This window comes from Pedobacter sp. SAFR-022, from assembly GCF_051965375.1.
Classification (GTDB): domain Bacteria; phylum Bacteroidota; class Bacteroidia; order Sphingobacteriales; family Sphingobacteriaceae; genus Pedobacter.
Genome location: NZ_JBQCME010000007.1, coordinates 42172 through 61552, shown reverse-complemented (window position 1 = coordinate 61552; position 19381 = coordinate 42172). Strand labels below are relative to the sequence as shown.

Here is a 19381-nt window from a genome sequence, read left to right as displayed (position 1 = left end):
CTGGAAGAATTACCAGTTGCTGTTCTGTGTCATCAATGGGTTAGTGTTGATCTCGTTCTGCGGAACCGGGAAGTAATCATGTTTCCCTGGAACAAAGAACTGCTTACCAACCTTGTCGCTGTTGCTGATCTCCTGCTGTAGTAATCCCCAACGTTTAAGATCATAGAAACGGTGATTTTCACGTGCAAACTCGATCATACGCTGGTGTACAATCTCATTCATCATCTGCGCCTGATCATAACCAGCAGGTAGTGCAGCAAGCTTCGCACGGGTACGGATCTGATTCACATACTGGTAAGCATCCGCTGGCCTGCCTTGCATTGTTACCGCCTCAGCAAGCATCAACAGTACATCTGCATAACGCAGTGCTCTTTCGTTATTGCTGGAAGTATAGTTAGACGCACCGCTGGCGCCCGCAAGTTCATTCGCCTGGGTATAGTTCTGATACTTCTTAAACAGAGATTTGAAACCGAATGGCAGCTTGAAATCGCTGAATGGCTTTCTGTAGAACGTCGCACCCGGATAGTCCCAGATCAATGTCGCGTACATCCTTGGATCCAACTCACCATCAGTGGTCCGTTCCTTTTGGAACTCGTTGAACAATTTGTCTGTTGGCCCGGCCTCAAACCAGCCCCCAACTTCCGAAGGTGCAAACTCTTGTGCCGTCGTAACGCCTAGAGCACCACTTGCATTCTCGCCACCCCAGGCGTTGGTTCCACCAACATCACCAAGCTGAATCTCAAACAATGACTCCGCATTGTTTTCTTTCGTTACCAGAAAATTGTCTTCATAGTTCGGCATCAAGGAATAGCCCATACCAGTTACCTGGCGCAAGGTGGTTTCCGCATTCGCATAATCCTTCGTAAACAGGTATGCTTTACCCAGATAGCCGAGTGCAGCACCTTTGGTAGCACGGCCAACCCATTCCGCTCCGTAAGATGTTGGTAGATCCACCCCCGCTTCCGTAAAGTCGGCAATGATCTGTTTCCAGACATCTGCTTCAGCAGCTTTCGGCCTGGCGTACTCCGTTTCATCTTTAGGAACAGACAAGATCAAAGGCACATCACCGAAGTTGATCGCCAGGATAAAGTAGTTCAATCCCCTCAGGAACTTCGCCTCGGCAATATAGGCCTTCATCTTGGCGTCATCCAATGGCACCCTGCCTACATTCTCCAGAATTTGGTTGGCGCGGAAAATACCACGGTAAGCGTAGTTCCAGAGTGAATTTGCTGTACCATTATCTGCATTATTGGTGAAGGTTGATAAGCGATAAAGATCCGCAACGTCGTTCCGGATAAAGAAGTCATCACCACGACCGTTACCCAGTTCTATTCCACGCACACCCCAGAAACCGCCATCTACATTTCGCAACAAGCCATAGGTTGCCGCGAATGCACTATGTACATCGGTTTCCGTTTTCCAGTAGGTTTCCGAAACGATCTGATTCGGGTTAATTAACTCCAGTTCACTTTTCTTACATCCGCCAAGCAGCGCGGCGAAACAAAAAGCTATATATATTTTCTTCATGATCTTTAAATTTAAGGTTGATTTTACAAGGTTAACTGAATGCCTAAGGAAATGGTTCTTGCCAAAGGATAAGCTACGTGACCATAATCCACACCCCTATCGAAAATAGAACCTGTTCTACCCAGATCCGGGTTAAAACCGCTGTAATTGGTGATGGTGAAAAGGTTATCTGCACTCACATAAGTACGGAAAGAACTGATCTTTAATTTCTTTGCGAAATCATCTTTCAAGGTATAACCCAGCTGTACCGTTTTCATCCGGAAATAAGAGCCATCTTCTAAAAAGCGCGAAGAAGTCTGACTGTTTAAGTTCGGGTCATTCGCTACTACTCTCGGAATGTTCGACTGATTGGTCGGTGTCCATGCGTTTAGGGTAGATTTTGCATAGTTCATCTGCAGGTTTGTACTCTGTAGATCCTGTGCCAGACCATTGTAGATCTTGTTGCCTTGTGATCCCTGGAAGAAAACAGCAAGGTCAAAGTTGTGCATGTTCGCATTAAAACCTAAACCATACTCAAAATCTGGGAAGGGGCTACCAAGGTTTACACGGTCAAGGTTATTGATCTGTCCGTCGCCGTTTTTATCAAAGAACTTTACGTCACCTGGCGCCGCATTGGGCTGGATCAGCTGTCCGTCTTTAGCATAAGCATTCACCTCTTCCTGTGAATTGAAGATACCCAGCGCCTGGATCAGGTAGAAGGAACCGATAGAGCCACCAGCTTCCGTTAAGGTACTTGTAGCACCGTGGTGGTTTGGCTGACCGCCGAAGATTTGCTGCGAACCTGTTCCAAGTTCAATCACTTTGTTGCGCACCGCACTGATCGTTCCGAATACGTTGTAGTTCAATTTGCCTACCGTATTTCCATAGTTCAGCCCAAGTTCCACACCATTGTTACGAAGCGTACCGGCATTTACAACCGGGTTCGAAACAGAACCTGCAGATCCCGGGATCGGTACGTTCAACAGCACGTCAGTAGTTTTCTTAACGAAATAGTCGGCCGTTAAATTCAGTTTGTTGCCAAAGAAACCCGCGTCAACACCAATATTCATGGTTTTTGTAGTTTCCCATTTGATGTTTGGAGAAGCAAAAGCGGTTTGAATGGAACCGAACCATCTTTGCTGCGCGTTACCGACAACATAGTTAACGTTGGATGCCACCGCAGCGTTGTACTGGTAATCACCGATCTCCTGGTTACCCAATACACCATAACTGGCTCTTAGTTTCAGGTTTGAGAAGGTTTTCTCCAGCGGTTCAAAGAAGCTTTCATTCATGATGTTCCAGCCCAAAGCCACTGAAGGGAAATTACCATAACGGTTGTTTGCACCGAATCTTGAGGAACCATCACGTCTGAAACTTGCCGTTAAAAGATAGCGATCATCATAAGAATAGATCACACGTCCCAGCAGCGAGATCAAGTTGTTTTCAAGTCGGTTACCGGAGTTGGTTGCGATACCGGCACCTGCATCAATCTGATCAATACCATCTGGCAGGTCCGTACGTGCTGTACTGGTGTAGTTATAGTTGTTGCTTTGGTAGGTATATCCTGCCAATGCCTGAATGCTGTGTTTTCCGAATACCTTGTCGTAGTTCAACGTATTCTCCAACAACAATAGCACATTCTGGTCTTTGCTTAAGCTGATGTCGTTGGTTGGGTGGGTAAACAATGCGCCTACCTGATAGCGTCTGTGATAATCATAGTTGCTGTTAAAAACATTGGTATAACCAAGATTCAAACGGTACTTTAAACCTTCGATGATGGTAAGCTCCCCGAAGGCATTTGCCAGAATGCTCGTATTTTCACGGGTGATATCTTCCAGATTCAGCTGTGCTACGGGGTTGGCGATGTTTACTACAGAACCAAATGCACCGTCATAGCCACCGATCAGTTCAGGATTATAGATTTTAAAAGCAGGAATCATTTTGATGGCAGATCCCACCGGGTTACCACCTTGTCCACCCCAGCCAGCTGGCATGTTCACGAATTTTTCCCTGGATAACAATACCGTTTCCCCAAACTTCAGACGACCCTTGGTGGTTTCTGTTTTCACACGAAGGTTATAACGTTTATAGCCGGTTACATCTACGATACCCTGCTGGTCATTATAACCACCAGACACACTGTACTTGCTGGCCTCACTACCACCACTAACCAAGAGGTTATACTGCTGAATAGGTGCAGCGCGGAAGATGGCATCTTGCCAGTCAGTTCCAACGCCTAAGGCTGCTGGATTAGCCGCCAGCTCCAGCGGTGTTAAACCTGCGTTCGCATGTGCCTGATTGTGCACGGTAGCCCATTCCTGTGCATTCAGCACATCAATATTGCTGGCTTTACTTTGTACACCAACGTTGGCCGTCAACTGCACAACCGGTGCACCACTTTTACCGGATTTCGTAGTCACCAGTACCACACCGTTTGCAGCTCTTGATCCATAGATCGCGGCTGCGGAAGCGTCTTTTAACACGTCTACAGACTCGATGTCGGTCTGGTTCAAGTTATTGATGTTCGCTACCTGCACCCCATCCACAATGTACAGTGGTGTAGCATTATTCAATGAACCTACCCCACGGATCAGTATCCTTGTTCCAGCACCTGGATCACCACCCGCAGACTCGATCGATACACCCGGCATTCTGCCCTGCAGAGAACGGGTAACATCACTAACGCCCTGGGCTTTGATGTCCGCACCTTTCACAGATGCTACAGAACCGGTAAGATCCTTGCGGCGAACCGTACCATAACCGATCACCACAACTTCGCTCAGCTCTGCCTGACTTTCAGCAAGGGTGATATTGATGGTTGTACGCCCGTTTGCCGCTACTTCCTGGGTTTCATAACCCACATAAGAAAATACAAGGGTAATGTTTCCACCGGCATTCACTACATACTTACCCTCCGTATCGGTTACCGAGGTCGTGCTCGTACCTTTTACTTTGATACCTACGCCCGGCATGGCTAAGCCTGTAGCATCAGTCACGGTTCCTGTGATCCTGGCTTGTTGCACGCTCTTGATTGGAGAAACAGGTCTTTCACGTAAAACAATCGTTTTCTCGTTGATGGAATAGGTCAATGGCTGACCTTCGAAGCAAAGCTCTAAAACTTTGGTTAATGGTTCATTGGTAACGTTAATGCTCAGCTGACGGGTCTGGTTCAGCATTTCCGTCCTATAAAGGAAGTGGTAACCCGTTTGTTTACGAAGCACGTCAAGCACCTCCTTTAGTGAGGCATTTTTAATATTTAAGGTCACATTCTGGCCATAGGTGGCAGCGTTAACCTGAAAGATGGTCGACAAAACAAATACAAGTAAAAGTTTCATCACCATCAGGTACTTTAAAGATTTTCTATCCTTATTCATTATATTGAGTTTAATATTTGGTTGTTATTTTATGCGAATTGCATGAGCGTTTGGTTTGTCTTGTACTTATGGCATCACGACAATCCTCCTTCCTTCCATTCTGAAATGAACGGATCCAGTTAGCTCCAAAGATTTCAACACGCCTTCTACGCTGTCAAAGCGGGAAACAGTACCGCCGTAGCGACCCTGATCCATTTTGCCCTGATAAGTAACGTCCACGTCATACCAGCGGGAAACCTTTCGCATAATACTCTCAATGTTCTCGTTATCGAAAATGAAATAGCCCTTCTTCCAGGCAATCGCTTCCTCTACGTTTACTTCGGCAATGCTGAAGTCCGACTGTTTACCTAAGCGTGCTTGTTGACCGGGTTTAAGCATTTGATGATTATTGCCGGCACTCAGACGCACAGAGCCTTCCAGCAAAGTGGTTTTGATCTGCGCTTCATCGTCATAGGCATTGACATTGAAATGCGTACCCAGCACTTCAATGCCCATATTATTAACGGTTACTTTAAATGGTTTTTGTTTGTTCCTGGCGACTTCGAAATAAGCCTCTCCTTTTAGCTCTACTTTTCTTTCCGCAGCCGAAAAAACCGATGGGAAGCGCAGTGTAGATGCGGCATTTAGCCAAACATGGGTGCCGTCTGGAAGTACCACCTGGTACTCGCCGCCACGGGGTGTACTGATGGTGTTGTAAACCAGCGCCTGGCCTGTAGCTGGCTTCACCTGATAGATGAGTTTACCCTCCGCCGTTTTACCAACCGTAACATTTCCTTGTTCAGAAATGACGCCATTTTGAACGTCGTCAAGGTTTATCACCGTACCATTAGATAAAGTTAAGGTCGCTTTTGTTGATCCTGGTTTTACAATTGCAGCCGGGCCAGCTTTAGATTGTTTCGCTAGAAGATCCACCTGTGGTTTTGGCTGCAGAGCGAAGAAAACAGCGAACAGTCCGATAAGCAGTACTGCCGCTGCTGCATAGTAATATCGGAATGTTTTAGCCCTGGATGGGCTTTGCTCCATCTCCTGGTGGAGACTTTGCAGGATCCGGCTTTTTATCTGTTCCTGATTGCCTTGTTCAGGTTGCCAGGGATGTTCAAGCAATTGAAAGTCATGCTCATGCTGCTTGAGCAACGCAATTTCCTCTTCGCTACATAAGCCGGCGAGATACTTCTCCTGCAATCTAAAAAGCTCCTCTGGAGTCATGATATTACATTTGGTTATATACTATCAGATCCTTTTTTAGCGCAGCACACACATAGATTATTAAAATATTTTATTTACGTTTATTCGACCAATTATAACCTTATGCCCCTGAACGAACGTACAGACGCAGAATTATGGAGTGCCATTTGTCTCGATGACAAAAAGGCCTTTGATGCGCTGTTTGAACGCTACTGGACATTGATCTATAACACCGCATTCGCCTACCTCAAAGAAGAGGATGCTTCCTCCCAGATTGTACACGACATCTTTTTGAACCTTTGGCGTAAACGGCATGAATATGAAATCATGCAGTTCAGCGCCTACCTTAGCACAGCTGCAAGGTACCATGTTTTCAAGGCCTTGAAGACCAGAAAAGCCAGTAACCTGGTGTATGTGGAGGACTATACAGAACTTAACGACGGCCGACAGAGTCAGAACATGGGCGACGAGAACATCAATACGGCGGAACTGGAAACTGCATTACAAGGCTCGCTGGATAAACTTCCAAAGCGTTGCCGCGAGATATTCACACTCAGCAGGACGAATCAGCTCTCTAATGACGAGATTGCAGAAAAGTTAAGCATCTCTAAACGGACCGTGGAAAACCAGCTCACAACGGCCTTGCAGTATCTGCGCAATGCATTGAAGTATTTTCCTTTTCAAACCTGAGGATCAGCTTACCCTTTTCCGGTAAACCGCTTCCACCCATTCCATATTTTTACAAGTTTCACAAGGCACGTCTACCGCGGGCTCCAGATGATAGGTCCGGGCACATTTGGAACAGGCATATAAACCAGATTTTGAGATCTTTGTGCTCTTGCTTTCAAATTCATCCGGCAGGATCGGCAAACCTGGAAGCACCTCCTCATCGGGAAAATAAAACACACTCAAGCTGCCGGTATCTTCCAGCACCGCATATTTTACCTGCCCCATCTGATCGACATGTTGCCCACGAAGTGCACCTAGAAATTCATCCGATCCAAGCTCTTTGGAGTTCAGCTCATCCAGGCACATCTTGCCTTCGCGGATGATGTAAATGGGCTTACCTTCCATCAGGAATTCAAACCATTCAAATTTAGTGATGAGCCAGATGATAAGCCGGTAAACGGCCAATACCAGCGCGAAGACCGCCAGGGCATGCAACATCCCTACATCATCATAGAACATGGAATCTCCCGCAGCAGAGCCCAGGGTGATGATCATTACCATCTCAAAGATCGACAGCTGCTGTACACCACGTTTGCCAGTAAACCGGAGCACGATTACAACCGCCAGAAACATGATTGGAGTCCGGAAAAGTATCTCCCAGAAGAAGGTGTATTCCTGATCGCTAAAGAAAATCCGATGCCAGTCGAAGTCCATACTATTGCTTTGTATCTACCATAAGGTAAATACCTGCTAATTTGTTTTGAACAGGAATTCCGATATCCAGCAGGCCTGACTATAAACTTTTCAGGCGTTTCATAAACAGCGGGAAAGCCTCTTTAAGCTCCTCGAAAAGTGGATTATTCCGGTTCTTGATCATCACTTCAGAGAACAGCTTCAAACCCAGTGCAAATTCAGTGGCCTGCTCCTGATCTTTAAAAGGATCTTTTTCCCGTATTCTTTCGATAATCGCAAACACTTCATCGTGATTGCTGAAATCAATTTCCATTGATTTAGCTGGTTCAGTCTCCCCATTTGCATAATGTTTCAACTCCAGTGTAAGGTGATATTTATTGTTTCTTTTTTCCATGGCATTTATTTTAAGACAAGAAAAGCATATTGTGCATTTATGAGGGTGTAGAACAGAAGACAAGGACAAGATAGGCTGTAGGTTGACTCGCCCTCAACCCGGCCTTGATACGCCCTCGAACCGGGGTTGACTCGCCCCGAGCCGGATCAAGGGCCTGTCAACCCCGGCTGAAAGCTGAAGCAATGCGCCGTCTGCTGTCAATTATTTAGCTGTTGCTTTCTTTTCAAACAGGCTGCTGGTATAATCCAGTAATTCCGCACCACCAACTTTCCCATGTCCCGGAATGATCAGCTTTGCTGCCGGATATCTGGCCTTGACTTTCTGTACCGTTGAGGGCCAGGCGCTTTCGTCCGCATCTTCCAGGTTACCTTTGCTGGCGCCGATCTCCTTGATCAGGCAGCCGCCAAACATGATCTTCTCTGAAGGCACATAGGCGACCACATTATCCCGGGTGTGCCCGGCACCAAAATACCCGACCTGGACGGATGTGCCACCCACGCTAAGTACCTGCGAGCTCTTAAATCCATGTTTTGGAACCGGAAAGTGCTTTTGTTTTGCAAATTCAAGTGTTTGCACCTGTGCATAAGAAGGAATGCCAGCAGCATGAAAAGTATCAAGGCCGCCCAGGCAGTCTGCGTGAAAATGCGTGGCAACTACTGCTTTTACTTCGCTGCTCAGGTTCGTTTTGATCCAGTTGATCAGCTCCAGCGTAGCCTGATCTTCCGCTGGTGTATCAAAAACCAGTGCCTCATGATCATCAACCACGATCATGCCGTTGCAGGACACCTTCCCAAAATCCTTCGTGTTCAGGTAAGAAATATGTTGAAAGACATGATCCGACAGCTGGATAATCTCCAGAATATCTGACTTATAACTTTGTGCATGAATTGGCCTGCCAGATCCAATGAAAAGCAGAAAGGCTACAAGCAGTTTAAAAGGCAATCTCATTCGCTTAAATTTTACACCCAAAAATAAACATGTTATCCAGGAATTTCCGCGAACGGTATATGTACTTATTTATTATCGGCATTGAACATTTCATTAAAATTTTCTTTAATAATTCCCTGAAAGTTGATATTTTGCAGTACCCTATAAATCGCCCTAACCTACCTCATTATGAATAAAAGTGATATTTATATCATTGAAGACAACGAGGATATTGGATACGTTCTAACCTACTTTTTGCAAGACGAAGGTTACAATGTTTCCCTGTTTCCAACCGTTGCGGATTTTAATATGGCTTTTGAGAAAAGCTGCCCTGATCTGTTTTTAATTGATGTGATGCTGCCCGACGGCAATGGCATTAATGTATGTACTTATATCAAAAACGACACCCGAACGGGCCAAATTCCTGTGATCCTAATGTCGGCCCATGCACCAGCAGAACTCATGAGTAAGGAGTCTTGCGCAAATGCTTTTTTAAATAAGCCTTTTGACCTGCACGTACTGCTGGGTACCATCAGGGAACATCTTAGCTAAGCCAGGTACATAATATCCAGGACAAGAAGGTCGTTATGGTAAGTTCAATCCCTATGCATGGCAAATAAATCATTTCCTATACCAGATAATGAACTGGAAAGAATTATTGCTCTTTCCAATATTGATTTAGACTTTACCAATTTAGAAGAAAATTTCAAAGATCTTACCCTGTTAGCCACCAAGGTCACCGGAACGGAGATTTCCCTGATCAACATCATCGACTCCTTTACGCAGTGGACCATTGCGAACCAGGGTATCGAACTGGAGCAAATGCCCAGGGAGGAATCTGTTTGCCAATACACGATCATGTCAGACACTTCCTTTGAAGTTCAGGATTTGACGCTTGATGAGCGCTTTAGTACAAAGTTCTACGTGAAAGGTCCCGAGGGGCTACGGTACTACTTTGGTATGCCGCTAAAACTGTCGCCGGGCCTGAATGTGGGCGCACTTTGCGTTTTGGACAAAGAGGTGAAAGCCTTAAGTGCGGAAAAGATTGAGTTGCTGGAAATCATCGCACAGACGGTTGTAAAGCGGCTGAAGTCCATTCAGGCACTTGAACTTTTGCGTGCAAAGCTCAACGAATCCAATGCATCCAAAAAGAAGGCGGCGCATGATATCAGAGGTCCACTTGGGGGCATTATCGGACTGTCGGACTTGATCGCAGAACAGGGCGCCACGTTCGACGTATCGGAATTCATGGAATATATAAACATGATTAATAAGAGCGGACGTTCACTGCTCGACCTGGCAGATGAAATCCTATCCGAAGAAAAGGCACAAACACTGGCAGAAAACGAGTTCAACTTACCTTTATTTAAAGATAAGCTCCTGAAACTCTATCAGCCGCAGGCGAAATTCAAAAACGTTGATCTTGAAATCAGCCTGAATGCAGGTCATGAGTCCGTCCCATTTTCAAAGAACAAGCTGTTGCAGATTGCAGGAAATCTAATTTCCAATGCCATCAAGTTTACCGCAGCAGGCGGAAAAGTCTCCGTTCATCTGGGTTTAAGCCTGAGTACAACGGAGAAATTATTAACCATTACGGTAACTGACACCGGCGTGGGTCTGGATACAGCGGTCATTCAGCAGGTCCTCGCTGGAAAGGCACAAACGACCATAGGCACCGGAGGTGAAAGAGGTTATGGCTTTGGCCTGAGCCTGGTATCCCACCTGGTGGAATCTTTGAATGGCCTGATCAGCGTAAACTCTGCTCCCGGCAAAGGCACGGCATTCGAAGTTGTCCTTCCACAAAGTTTATAAGCATCAATGCTGCTGCCCTCCGCCGCAGCATTGATGCTATTTAAAAAATTTATCTTAAGGGCCTGTAATATTGCAGTGATTGCTCCTACTAATACCGTATATGGAGAAGCCCGACGAAGAAACCTTTACCAAATTAGTCGTATCGAACCGCGCAAGTATCTATCGCATTTGCCGTGCATACATTTATGACGCCTCGTTAGCCGATGATCTGTATCAGGAGATCCTGTTTCAGATCTGGAAAAGCATCAAGAATTTCAAAGGACATGCAAAAGTGAGCACTTGGGTTTACCGGATTGCAGTAAATACCGCGATCAGTTTTAACCTGAAAAACAAGCGCCACCAGCATGAACCAATCCCTGATTTTTTTCCTGTAGCATACGAGGATACCATGGAAGACAAAAAGGAATCTGAAGTCAGGCTTGATCACCTGAGGTATTGCATTAATCAACTTGAGCCGGCAGACAGGCTGATTATTTCGCTGGTACTTGAAGACAAAAGCTATAAAGATATTGCAGAAATCACCGGGAACAATGCAAATCTGGTCGGAGTCAAGATCAACAGAATTAAAGGTAGATTATTAAAACTGATGTCAACACCGCAGCATTATGAACTTTGAAGAACTAAAAAGTAGCTGGCAAACCCAGCCTTTAAACTCCGGAATGGAGCTGAATGAATTGAAAAGAAACCTGGGCTCCAAGTGGAACAAGTACCAGAGCAGCCTTTATCGTACCAACCTCTGCATGTCCCTCGGGTTCCTTGCCGCAACGATCGCCATTGTAACGGTGTATATCAAGTTTGAGGCGGAATTTGGGCTGGCCTTTAAGCTAAGCCTTGTTTCTACCTGCCTGTTGATGACCGTTTTTGCAGCCATCGCCTGGAGGAGCTATGATTTTAAGAAAGATAATCTGGAAATTAGCAGCAATGACTTTGTAGCGTACCAATTGAAGAAAATTAATTGGCAGCGTAAGGTCATCAGTCAGTACATCTGGATCTATATGGTACTGCTCTGGCTAGCGGTGATGATGTACATCTGGGAAATTACAAGCCCGGGCACTGCAGTGTTTAGATACTCCGCCATGGGCGTAATTACCCTGTTTCTGCTTATCGTTTCCTTTCGCGATGGCAGGAAGCAGAAAGCACGTTTGGCAAGGCTGGATGAAATGAGCAAGGAGCTTGAACAAACCTATTTATAGACATTCATCTGGCTCACCAAAGGCGGTCAATACAAAGCATTTCGCTGCAGCAAACCGTTATGCATATTAATTATTTAGTAATGAGGCAGTTCTTGGCTTGGTAATTGGACAGTTCATATTCTACACTTAAACCAAAGGATATGGATACGATTAAAAAGTTTGATTTGATGCAGAAGATTGCGAATGAATTGATTGATTTGCAAAATTCACAACAAGCGTTAATTCAAAAGCTAGGCAAAATAGAAGTAGACAATATCGAATTGGGCGATAAGCGTCTTGAACAAGACCTTCCTGATATGCATCAGCGTGTTGCGGATAATTTGGACACCATTGGTTCCATTTTGGAATACTTTGATGAAAAGAAAGACAATTTTGGAGCTAAAAACAATGTTGATGCTTTAAAAGAGGAGCAAACGATAAAGAACCTGAATATTTAAGCACCATTTGAAGTGCATTTTTGTTGATTACAACCGGAACACTTTAATTGTTCCGGTTTTTTTATGCCTGATCAATAATATCACGGCATCGTTACGGTAAAAATCTAATCTATTATTAAACAAGTCGATAAAAAACATATTTTAGGTTAAATTTCATTCCGTCAACCTTCAAAATCCGCTTATGACCAAAAAGTTTACAATCCTTGCCGGCCTAATTACACTAAGCAATCTGATCTATGCACAAGATCCGCCCACGAAAGCTGGTGCTCCGGGCGCCAAATCAACTTCAAGCAATGTTTCGCCTGATTTATCTAAACTTAAGAAGTACGAAGGTTACTTTAATTTTTACCATGAGGAGAAGTCAGGCAAAATTTACCTGGAGATAGACAAGCTGGATCAGGAGTTTTTGTACTTCAGATCGCTGGCTTCTGGTGTAGGTAACGGCGGACCGGAACGTGGACAGGCTGCTTCAACCATCGCGAAGTTCATTAAAGCAGGGCCAAAGATCCTGATGGTAGAGCCCGTTTATAATTACCGGGCAATTAGTGACAATAAGGATGAGGTGAAAGCGGTTGAACAGAATTTCGCGAAATCCGTAACCTACGCTTTTACACCTGTTTCCAGCAGCGGCGGGAGATTCCTGGTAGACCTTACTCCTTTTATCATCCGCGATAATCAAGGTATTGCCGCAAGACTGGGTGTAACGGGCACCTTCGGTAGCCGCTCGGTTTCAAATGGCAGTTCGTATAAGCTTGATGAAAACCGCTCGGTGGTGTTTATGGATAATACGAAGAACTTCCCGAAGAATACGGAGTTTGAAGCCATGTTAACCTTCACGGGCGGCACTGCTGGCGGACGAAGCAGCCTTGCACCTGACGCCACCGCCGTAACGGTGAATATGCATCAATCTTTTGTGGCCTTGCCTGATGACGGCTATAAACCGCGAAAGTTCGACAGCCGTTCTTCTTTTCAGCAGTTTTCTTATATGGATTTCTCCGCACCAATGTCGGAGCCCATTGTAAAGCGATTTATCCGCCGGCACCGCCTGCAGAAGAAAGATCCTTCAGCGGCGAAAAGCGAGGCGGTTAACCCCATCCGCTATTATGTGGACCGTGGTATCCCTGCGCCGATCAAAAAGGCATTACTCGATGGAGGTGCCTGGTGGAATCAGGCTTTCGAAGCTGCAGGATATCTAAACGCCTTTCAGATCGAGGAGCTGCCTGTAGGTGCCGATCCGATGGACATGCGGTATAACATGGTGAACTGGATTACAAGATCTGGCAGCCCAACGCGGGCATTTTCTTATGGTTCCTCTTACACCGACCCACGTACCGGCGAGATCATCAAAGGGGTGGTAACGCTTGGTTCCGACCGCCACCGCCAGGATTACCTGATCGCAGAAGCACTGCTGCAACCTTATGAAACTGGAAAACCTGTGCCTAGCTTAATGGAAGAAATTGCATTGGCCAGGATCAGGCAGCTGTCAGCACACGAGATTGGGCATACCTTAGGCTTAAACCACAACTTCGCCGCCAGTCCGAAAGACCGTGGTTCTGTAATGGACTACCCATATCCAAGGTTCTCGCTGAGGCCAGATGGTACAGTCGATCTTTCCAACGCTTATGCTTCTGGTATTGGCAGCTGGGATAAGCGTGCCATCATGTGGGGTTATGCGCAATTCAACGATGCCGCAGCAGAGGAGAAAGGCCTTGATCAGATCATGAAAGAAACGCTTGCGCAGGGCTTCGTTTACATCCCGGATATTGGCGGCAATGCACATCCGACTTCGCACCAGTGGGATGATGGGGAAAATCCGATCGACCAGATGACCAACATCATGACCGTCAGAGCGGCTGTACTGGAACGTTTTTCTGAAAAAGCAATCCGTGATGGTGAACCCATGTCAACCCTGGAAGAAGTTCTGGTGCCGGCATATTTGCTGCACCGCTTTCAGATTGAAGCGGTAGCGAAGTCCATAGGTGGCTTGTATTTCACCCACGCCGTTAAGAACGACGGACAAGTAACCACACGGATGGTAGACCCGAAAGTGCAATGGCAGGCATTCGAGTCCTTGATGTCGACCATTACACCCGATGCATTGGCGCTGCCTGAGCAGCTGATCCAAAAGATTCCACCGCGTCCTTCCGGTTATCCGGCTTCCATAGAAACGTTTAAAGGACATACCGGACCAACCTTCGACCCGATCGCTGCAGCAGAATCAGCCGCCAGTACTACGCTGTCTTACCTGCTGGATGCTGAACGGGCGAGCCGCTTGATCGAGTATAATGCCAGAGACAAAAAGAACCCAAGCTTTATAGAAGTTGCTGACCGGCTAGTTGAAAAAACCTGGAAGACTGGAAAAGAAAAGGGCTATAAAGGAGAACTACAGACCGTGGTGAATAACCAGGTACTGAAGTACCTGATCATGCTTGCAGCGAATACCAGAGCTTCTGAAGTTGTACGCGGCCAGGCCTTGTATGAACTTGAAGAACTTAAAACCTGGATGAATAACAAACTGCCCAATGCTGATGCAAGGGATAAGTCGACCTACCTGTTCGCGCTGTCGCAAATAGATGAATTTAAACGGGAGCCCAACAAGTTTGTAACTCCTGAAGCTACCGAAATGCCTCCAGGCGCACCAATCGGCATGCCTGGCATGGACTTCTTAACTCAATGCAGTTACAACAACCTGTAACTATTTTGCCATAGGATAACCTTTATCCGTCCAATCGGCTTTGATGCTGGTTGGAAGGTTCAGGATCTTGGCATTGGTATAGCCTAGCTTTTGCAGCATAGTAAAAGCGGGCTTTACATTCGGGCAATGCTCAAAGGGGCAACAGCCACAATAAATGACAATCGGGCTGGTCTTCGGTTTATCCTTTAGTTCGGATTTAAGCTGTGCCAGCCCTTCTTCTTTACTTGCCGCAGCAAGTTTCTTTGCACCCTGGATGTTTCCCACGAATCCGATGTTGTAAATGTTCGGCTTTGCCGCCCTTGGATTCTGAAGGATGTCGACCAAAGTCTTGGTTTGCATCAGATGTTTATCCGGCCAGACCTGCTTTTTCAGGCTGAGGCCCTGCGCATTAGCTGTTACCACAAACAGCATACAGGCAAGGACATTTATACAAAGAAATTTAAGGTTTTTCATAGCTGGTAATTTTAGGTAAAGATAGAAGCTCCTATGCAAAGGGAAGCAACCAGGTTCAGAATAATATTTGGAGCAGAGCAACTGGTTGGACGCCGTTTACAATTTAATTGGCCTAAAATCCATTTTTCTTGTTTTATACTATTCTTTGTTGCATTTTTGTAGCTGCTTATAGAGAAAGATGGAGGGACAGACCCTGCGAAGTCTTAGCAACCTGTGCTTACAAGGTGCTACATTCTACTGGAGCCATTTCATCGCGGCTACAGAAAGATAAGTGATTCGAATCCTACCCCGGAATCTTGATTAAGCCTTTAGTATACACGCCTTTGCAATGATCTGCGAAGCAGGTATGCTTAATTACCTAGGAAATGAGCATTAGAGAAGAACTCGAAAAACGCATACTGATTATCGATGGTGCTATGGGCACCATGATCCAACGTTACCAGCTTACAGAAGCTGATTTCAGAGGAGAAAGGTTCAAGGATCATCCTTGCGACCTGAAAGGGAATAACGATTTATTAAACCTTACACGCCCTGATGTCATCAAGGCGATCCATCTGGAGTACCTGAAAGCAGGTGCCGATATCATAGAAACCAATACCTTCAGCACACAACGGATCTCCATGGCCGATTACCAGATGGAAGATCTGTCTTACGAACTGAGCTATGAAGGTGCAAGAATCGCCAAGGAAACCGTAAGGGAGTTTATGGCTGAACACCCGGAGCGCAGGAGTTTTGTAGCTGGGGCCATTGGCCCGACAAACCGCACGCTTTCCATGTCGCCCGATGTGAATGACCCTGGCTTCCGCGCCATTTACTTCGACGAGCTGGAAGCCGCCTATACCGAGCAGGTACGTGGACTGGTTGACGGCGGTGCTGATGTACTTCTGATTGAAACCATCTTTGATACGCTGAATGCAAAGGCTGCTATTGTGGCCATCAAAAAGTATGAACATGAAATAGGCCGTAAACTGGAGATCATGATCTCCGGCACGATTACGGATGCTTCCGGCCGGACCCTATCTGGCCAAACGGCAGAAGCATTCTTAAACTCAGTTGCGCATGCCAAACCGTTAAGCATTGGTTTTAACTGTGCCCTGGGTGCGAAAGAAATGCGGCCGCACATTGAAGAGCTTTCCGCAAAAGCAGGCTGCTACATTTCTGCTTATCCGAATGCAGGTTTACCAAATGAGTTCGGCGCCTACGACGAGCAGCCACATGAAACCGCACACTTCGTGGAAGATTTCATTGAGCATGGCTTTGTGAATATCGTGGGTGGTTGCTGCGGCACCACGCCTGATCACATCAAGTGCATTGCCGGGAAAGCGAAAAACGTACAACCCAGGAAGATTCCGTCCATTGACATGCACCTGCGTCTCAGCGGACTGGAACCTGTTACCATAACCCCAGAGAGTATCTTCGTAAACATCGGCGAACGGACCAACATTACCGGTTCACCTAAATTCTCCAAGTTGATCCTTGGAGGTGATTATGAGGGAGCACTCAGCGTAGCCCGCCAGCAGGTGGAAGGTGGTGCCCAGATCATCGATGTGAACATGGATGAGGGTATGATCGATTCAGAGGCTGCCATGACCAAGTTCCTTAATCTGATCGCCTCTGAACCGGACATTTCAAAACTGCCCATCATGATCGACTCCTCCAAATGGACGGTTATTGAAGCAGGTTTGAAGTGTATCCAGGGAAAAGGTATTGTGAACTCCATCTCCCTGAAGGAAGGTGAAGAGAAGTTTAAGGAAAGTGCAAGGAAGATCATGCAGTATGGTGCAGCTGTGGTGGTGATGGCCTTCGATGAACAAGGACAGGCAGACAACCTGGAACGCAGGATTGAGATCTGTCAGCGTTCCTACGACATCCTGGTGAACGAAGTGGGCTTCTACCCCGCCGACATCATCTTTGACCCGAACATTCTGACCGTGGGTACTGGCCTGGAAGAGCACAACAACTATGCGGTAGACTTCATTAACGCTACCCGTTGGATCAAGGAGAACCTGCCGCATGCACATGTGAGTGGTGGTGTTTCCAACATCTCTTTCTCTTTCCGCGGCAACAACACCGTGCGTGAAGCGATGCACTCCGCATTTTTGTACCACGCCATCAAGGCTGGCCTGACGATGGGTATCGTGAATGCGGGCATGTTGGAGGTGTATGAAGAAATTCCTCCAGTACTACTGGAACTGGTAGAAGATGTACTTTTCAACCGTCGCGATGATGCCACAGAGCGCCTGGTAGAATATGCAGATACGATTAAAAGTAAAGGCAAGGAAGTGGTGCGTAATGAAGCCTGGCGCAAAGGTACGGTTGAAGAAAGACTATCTCACGCCCTGGTAAAAGGCATTATAGAATACCTGGATGACGATGTTGAAGAAGCTCGTCAGCAATATGCTAAACCCATTCAGGTTATCGAAGGACCTTTGATGGACGGTATGAACATCGTGGGCGACCTGTTTGGCGCCGGAAAGATGTTCCTGCCGCAGGTGGTGAAGTCTGCCCGCGTAATGAAGAAAGCCGTTGCCTATCTACTGCCCTTTATAGAGCAGGAGAAGCTGGACAACCCTGATGAGAACCAAAGTTCTTCTGCGGGCAGGGTGCTTATGGCTACCGTAAAAGGGGATGTTCATGATATCGGGAAAAACATTGTGGGCGTAGTACTTGCCTGCAACAACTTCGAGGTGGTGGATATGGGTGTGATGGTGCCTGCACAGGACATCATCAAGAAAGCCAGAGAGATCAATGCGGACATCATTGGCCTCAGCGGACTAATCACTCCTTCTCTGGATGAAATGGTGCATTTCGCGAAAGAGATGGAGCGTGAAGGGTTTACCATTCCGTTGATCATTGGTGGTGCAACGACCTCAAGGATCCACGTGGCCGTAAAGGTGGCACCGCACTACTCCGGACCTGCCATCCATGTGTTGGATGCATCCAGAAGTGTGACGGTTTGCAGCTCCTTGCTCAACCCACAATCGAAAGACGAATACGTCAGTGGCATCCGTGCGGAATATGAAAAAGCAAGGATAGCACACTTAAATAAACGTTCCGACAAGCGCTTCAAAAGCATTGAAGAGGCACGTGCAAATAAATACCAGATCGACCTTTCAAAGGTCGCACCTAAACCAAAGTTCCTGGGCACGAAGATCATTCACGACTTTCCATTGGAAGAACTGGTGCCTTATATCGACTGGACACCTTTCTTCCATACCTGGGAGTTAAGGGGCAGCTTTCCGAAGATCTTTGATGATTCTTACGTAGGTGATGTTGCAAAAAAGCTTTACGCGGATGCGCAGCTCATGCTGGAGCAGATTGTAGCTGAAAAGCGCCTGAAAGCGAAAGCGGTGATCGGCTTCTGGCCGGCAAACACCATCGGTGATGATATCCAACTGGATGTAAACGGGCAGCCGGTTACCATCCATACTCTACGTCAGCAAGGGGAGAAAGTAGCTGGAGATCCATACTATGCACTAGCTGACTTCATTGCACCGCAGGAATCCGGTGTGGAAGATTACTTCGGCGGTTTTGCTTTGACGGCAGGTATCGGCTGTGATGAAATGGTTGCTGAATACGAGCGTAACCATGATGATTACAACAGCATCCTGGTGAAAGCGCTTGCAGACAGACTTGCCGAAGCCTTTGCAGAGAAGATGCATGAGTTGGTACGTACCGAATACTGGGGTTATGCTCCCGAGGAAGCTTTCAGCAATGAAGAACTGATCAAAGAGAAATATGTGGGTATCCGCCCTGCGCCAGGTTATCCGGCCTGTCCGGATCATACAGAAAAGGGTACGCTGTTCGAATTACTTGATGCCGAGCAACAGATTGGCCTGAAGATCACCGAAAGCTATGCGATGTACCCGACCGCAGCCGTGAGCGGCTTCTATTTCTCACATCCGCAATCCAGGTACTTCGGCCTGGGGAAAATAGACAAAGATCAGGTAGCCGACTATGCCGTCCGCAAGGGCATGTCGCTGGAAGAAGCAGAACGCTGGCTCGGACCAAACTTAGCCTACTAACCATACCATCTAAACGTA

At 46.6% G+C, this 19381-nt stretch carries 15 protein-coding genes and 1 riboswitch; of the genes, 8 read left to right on the top strand and 7 right to left on the bottom strand.

Annotated elements, in window-relative coordinates:
- Nucleotides 1-9: 9 nt before the first annotated feature.
- The 3 genes from ACTHQF_RS15285 to ACTHQF_RS15275 form a co-directional block, all read right to left on the bottom strand.
- Nucleotides 10-1527, bottom strand: coding sequence for a RagB/SusD family nutrient uptake outer membrane protein (locus ACTHQF_RS15285; RefSeq protein ID WP_440431488.1), 1518 nt, complete (start codon nt 1525-1527; stop codon nt 10-12).
- Between the two features lie 23 nt (nt 1528-1550).
- Nucleotides 1551-4880 carry a TonB-dependent receptor gene (locus ACTHQF_RS15280; RefSeq protein WP_440431486.1) on the bottom strand — a complete coding sequence of 1110 codons (3330 nt, stop codon included), beginning with the start codon at nt 4878-4880 and terminating at the stop codon, nt 1551-1553.
- Between the two features lie 66 nt (nt 4881-4946).
- Complete coding sequence (locus ACTHQF_RS15275; RefSeq protein ID WP_440431484.1) at nt 4947-6086, bottom strand: FecR family protein; 1140 nt, start codon at nt 6084-6086, stop codon at nt 4947-4949.
- Nucleotides 6087-6188: 102 nt separating this feature from the next.
- Between ACTHQF_RS15275 and ACTHQF_RS15270 the strand changes: the two genes are divergently transcribed.
- The gene (locus tag ACTHQF_RS15270; protein WP_440431482.1) at nt 6189-6755 is read left to right on the top strand and encodes an RNA polymerase sigma-70 factor; all 567 of its coding nucleotides are present in this window, start codon (nt 6189-6191) and stop codon (nt 6753-6755) included.
- 3 nt (nt 6756-6758) lie between these two features.
- Here the strand turns inward: ACTHQF_RS15270 and ACTHQF_RS15265 are convergent, their stop codons facing one another.
- From ACTHQF_RS15265 to bla, 3 genes are all read right to left on the bottom strand, one after another.
- A complete protein-coding gene (locus tag ACTHQF_RS15265; protein ID WP_440431480.1) occupies nt 6759-7448 on the bottom strand; it encodes a DUF421 domain-containing protein in 690 nt (229 codons plus the stop codon).
- A gap of 79 nt (nt 7449-7527) precedes the next feature.
- On the bottom strand, nt 7528-7821 hold the full coding sequence (locus ACTHQF_RS15260) for a DUF3861 domain-containing protein (protein ID WP_440431479.1): 294 nt from the start codon (nt 7819-7821) through the stop codon (nt 7528-7530).
- A gap of 201 nt (nt 7822-8022) precedes the next feature.
- Complete coding sequence (bla, locus tag ACTHQF_RS15255) at nt 8023-8769, bottom strand: subclass B1 metallo-beta-lactamase (RefSeq protein WP_440431478.1); 747 nt, start codon at nt 8767-8769, stop codon at nt 8023-8025.
- Nucleotides 8770-8937: 168 nt separating this feature from the next.
- On the opposite strand from bla, the gene ACTHQF_RS15250 reads away from it, so the two are divergent.
- The 6 genes from ACTHQF_RS15250 to ACTHQF_RS15225 all read left to right on the top strand — a co-directional run bounded on the left by ACTHQF_RS15250 (nt 8938) and on the right by ACTHQF_RS15225 (nt 14885).
- Nucleotides 8938-9300, top strand: coding sequence for a response regulator transcription factor (locus ACTHQF_RS15250; RefSeq protein WP_440431476.1), 363 nt, complete (start codon nt 8938-8940; stop codon nt 9298-9300).
- 57 nt (nt 9301-9357) lie between these two features.
- The gene (locus tag ACTHQF_RS15245; protein ID WP_440431474.1) at nt 9358-10560 is read left to right on the top strand and encodes a GAF domain-containing sensor histidine kinase; all 1203 of its coding nucleotides are present in this window, start codon (nt 9358-9360) and stop codon (nt 10558-10560) included.
- A gap of 100 nt (nt 10561-10660) precedes the next feature.
- Nucleotides 10661-11176 (top strand): RNA polymerase sigma factor, encoded by a 516-nt coding sequence (locus tag ACTHQF_RS15240; protein ID WP_440431472.1) that lies wholly within the window; start codon nt 10661-10663, stop codon nt 11174-11176.
- The gene (locus ACTHQF_RS15235; protein ID WP_440431470.1) at nt 11166-11753 is read left to right on the top strand and encodes a hypothetical protein; all 588 of its coding nucleotides are present in this window, start codon (nt 11166-11168) and stop codon (nt 11751-11753) included. The genes ACTHQF_RS15240 and ACTHQF_RS15235 overlap by 11 nt, the downstream gene beginning before the upstream one ends.
- Before the next feature lie 140 nt (nt 11754-11893).
- Nucleotides 11894-12190, top strand: coding sequence for a hypothetical protein (locus ACTHQF_RS15230; RefSeq protein WP_440431468.1), 297 nt, complete (start codon nt 11894-11896; stop codon nt 12188-12190).
- Nucleotides 12191-12371: 181 nt separating this feature from the next.
- Nucleotides 12372-14885, top strand: a complete 2514-nt coding sequence (locus tag ACTHQF_RS15225) for a zinc-dependent metalloprotease (RefSeq protein WP_440431466.1) — start codon at nt 12372-12374, stop codon at nt 14883-14885.
- Here the strand turns inward: ACTHQF_RS15225 and ACTHQF_RS15220 are convergent, their stop codons facing one another.
- The gene (locus tag ACTHQF_RS15220) at nt 14886-15338 is read right to left on the bottom strand and encodes a rhodanese-like domain-containing protein (RefSeq protein ID WP_440431464.1); all 453 of its coding nucleotides are present in this window, start codon (nt 15336-15338) and stop codon (nt 14886-14888) included.
- A gap of 163 nt (nt 15339-15501) precedes the next feature.
- Nucleotides 15502-15612, top strand: a riboswitch (SAM riboswitch).
- A gap of 91 nt (nt 15613-15703) precedes the next feature.
- Here ACTHQF_RS15220 and metH point away from each other — a divergent pair.
- Entirely contained in the window at nt 15704-19363 is a 3660-nt protein-coding gene (gene metH / locus ACTHQF_RS15215; protein WP_440431462.1) for a methionine synthase, read from the top strand.
- Nucleotides 19364-19381: the final 18 nt, after the last annotated feature.

What these genes read in the sequence shown, in the direction of transcription:
- ACTHQF_RS15285 (WP_440431488.1), bottom strand. Translation starts at nt 1,527, where the DNA reads ATGAAGAAAATATATATAGCTTTTTGTTTCGCCGCGCTGCTTGGCGGA.
- ACTHQF_RS15280 (WP_440431486.1), bottom strand. Translation starts at nt 4,880, where the DNA reads ATGAATAAGGATAGAAAATCTTTAAAGTACCTGATGGTGATGAAACTT.
- ACTHQF_RS15275 (WP_440431484.1), bottom strand. Translation starts at nt 6,086, where the DNA reads ATGACTCCAGAGGAGCTTTTTAGATTGCAGGAGAAGTATCTCGCCGGC.
- ACTHQF_RS15270 (WP_440431482.1), top strand. Translation starts at nt 6,189, where the DNA reads ATGCCCCTGAACGAACGTACAGACGCAGAATTATGGAGTGCCATTTGT.
- ACTHQF_RS15265 (WP_440431480.1), bottom strand. Translation starts at nt 7,448, where the DNA reads ATGGACTTCGACTGGCATCGGATTTTCTTTAGCGATCAGGAATACACC.
- ACTHQF_RS15260 (WP_440431479.1), bottom strand. Translation starts at nt 7,821, where the DNA reads ATGGAAAAAAGAAACAATAAATATCACCTTACACTGGAGTTGAAACAT.
- bla (WP_440431478.1), bottom strand. Translation starts at nt 8,769, where the DNA reads ATGAGATTGCCTTTTAAACTGCTTGTAGCCTTTCTGCTTTTCATTGGA.
- ACTHQF_RS15250 (WP_440431476.1), top strand. Translation starts at nt 8,938, where the DNA reads ATGAATAAAAGTGATATTTATATCATTGAAGACAACGAGGATATTGGA.
- ACTHQF_RS15245 (WP_440431474.1), top strand. Translation starts at nt 9,358, where the DNA reads ATGGCAAATAAATCATTTCCTATACCAGATAATGAACTGGAAAGAATT.
- ACTHQF_RS15240 (WP_440431472.1), top strand. Translation starts at nt 10,661, where the DNA reads ATGGAGAAGCCCGACGAAGAAACCTTTACCAAATTAGTCGTATCGAAC.
- ACTHQF_RS15235 (WP_440431470.1), top strand. Translation starts at nt 11,166, where the DNA reads ATGAACTTTGAAGAACTAAAAAGTAGCTGGCAAACCCAGCCTTTAAAC.
- ACTHQF_RS15230 (WP_440431468.1), top strand. Translation starts at nt 11,894, where the DNA reads ATGGATACGATTAAAAAGTTTGATTTGATGCAGAAGATTGCGAATGAA.
- ACTHQF_RS15225 (WP_440431466.1), top strand. Translation starts at nt 12,372, where the DNA reads ATGACCAAAAAGTTTACAATCCTTGCCGGCCTAATTACACTAAGCAAT.
- ACTHQF_RS15220 (WP_440431464.1), bottom strand. Translation starts at nt 15,338, where the DNA reads ATGAAAAACCTTAAATTTCTTTGTATAAATGTCCTTGCCTGTATGCTG.
- metH (WP_440431462.1), top strand. Translation starts at nt 15,704, where the DNA reads ATGAGCATTAGAGAAGAACTCGAAAAACGCATACTGATTATCGATGGT.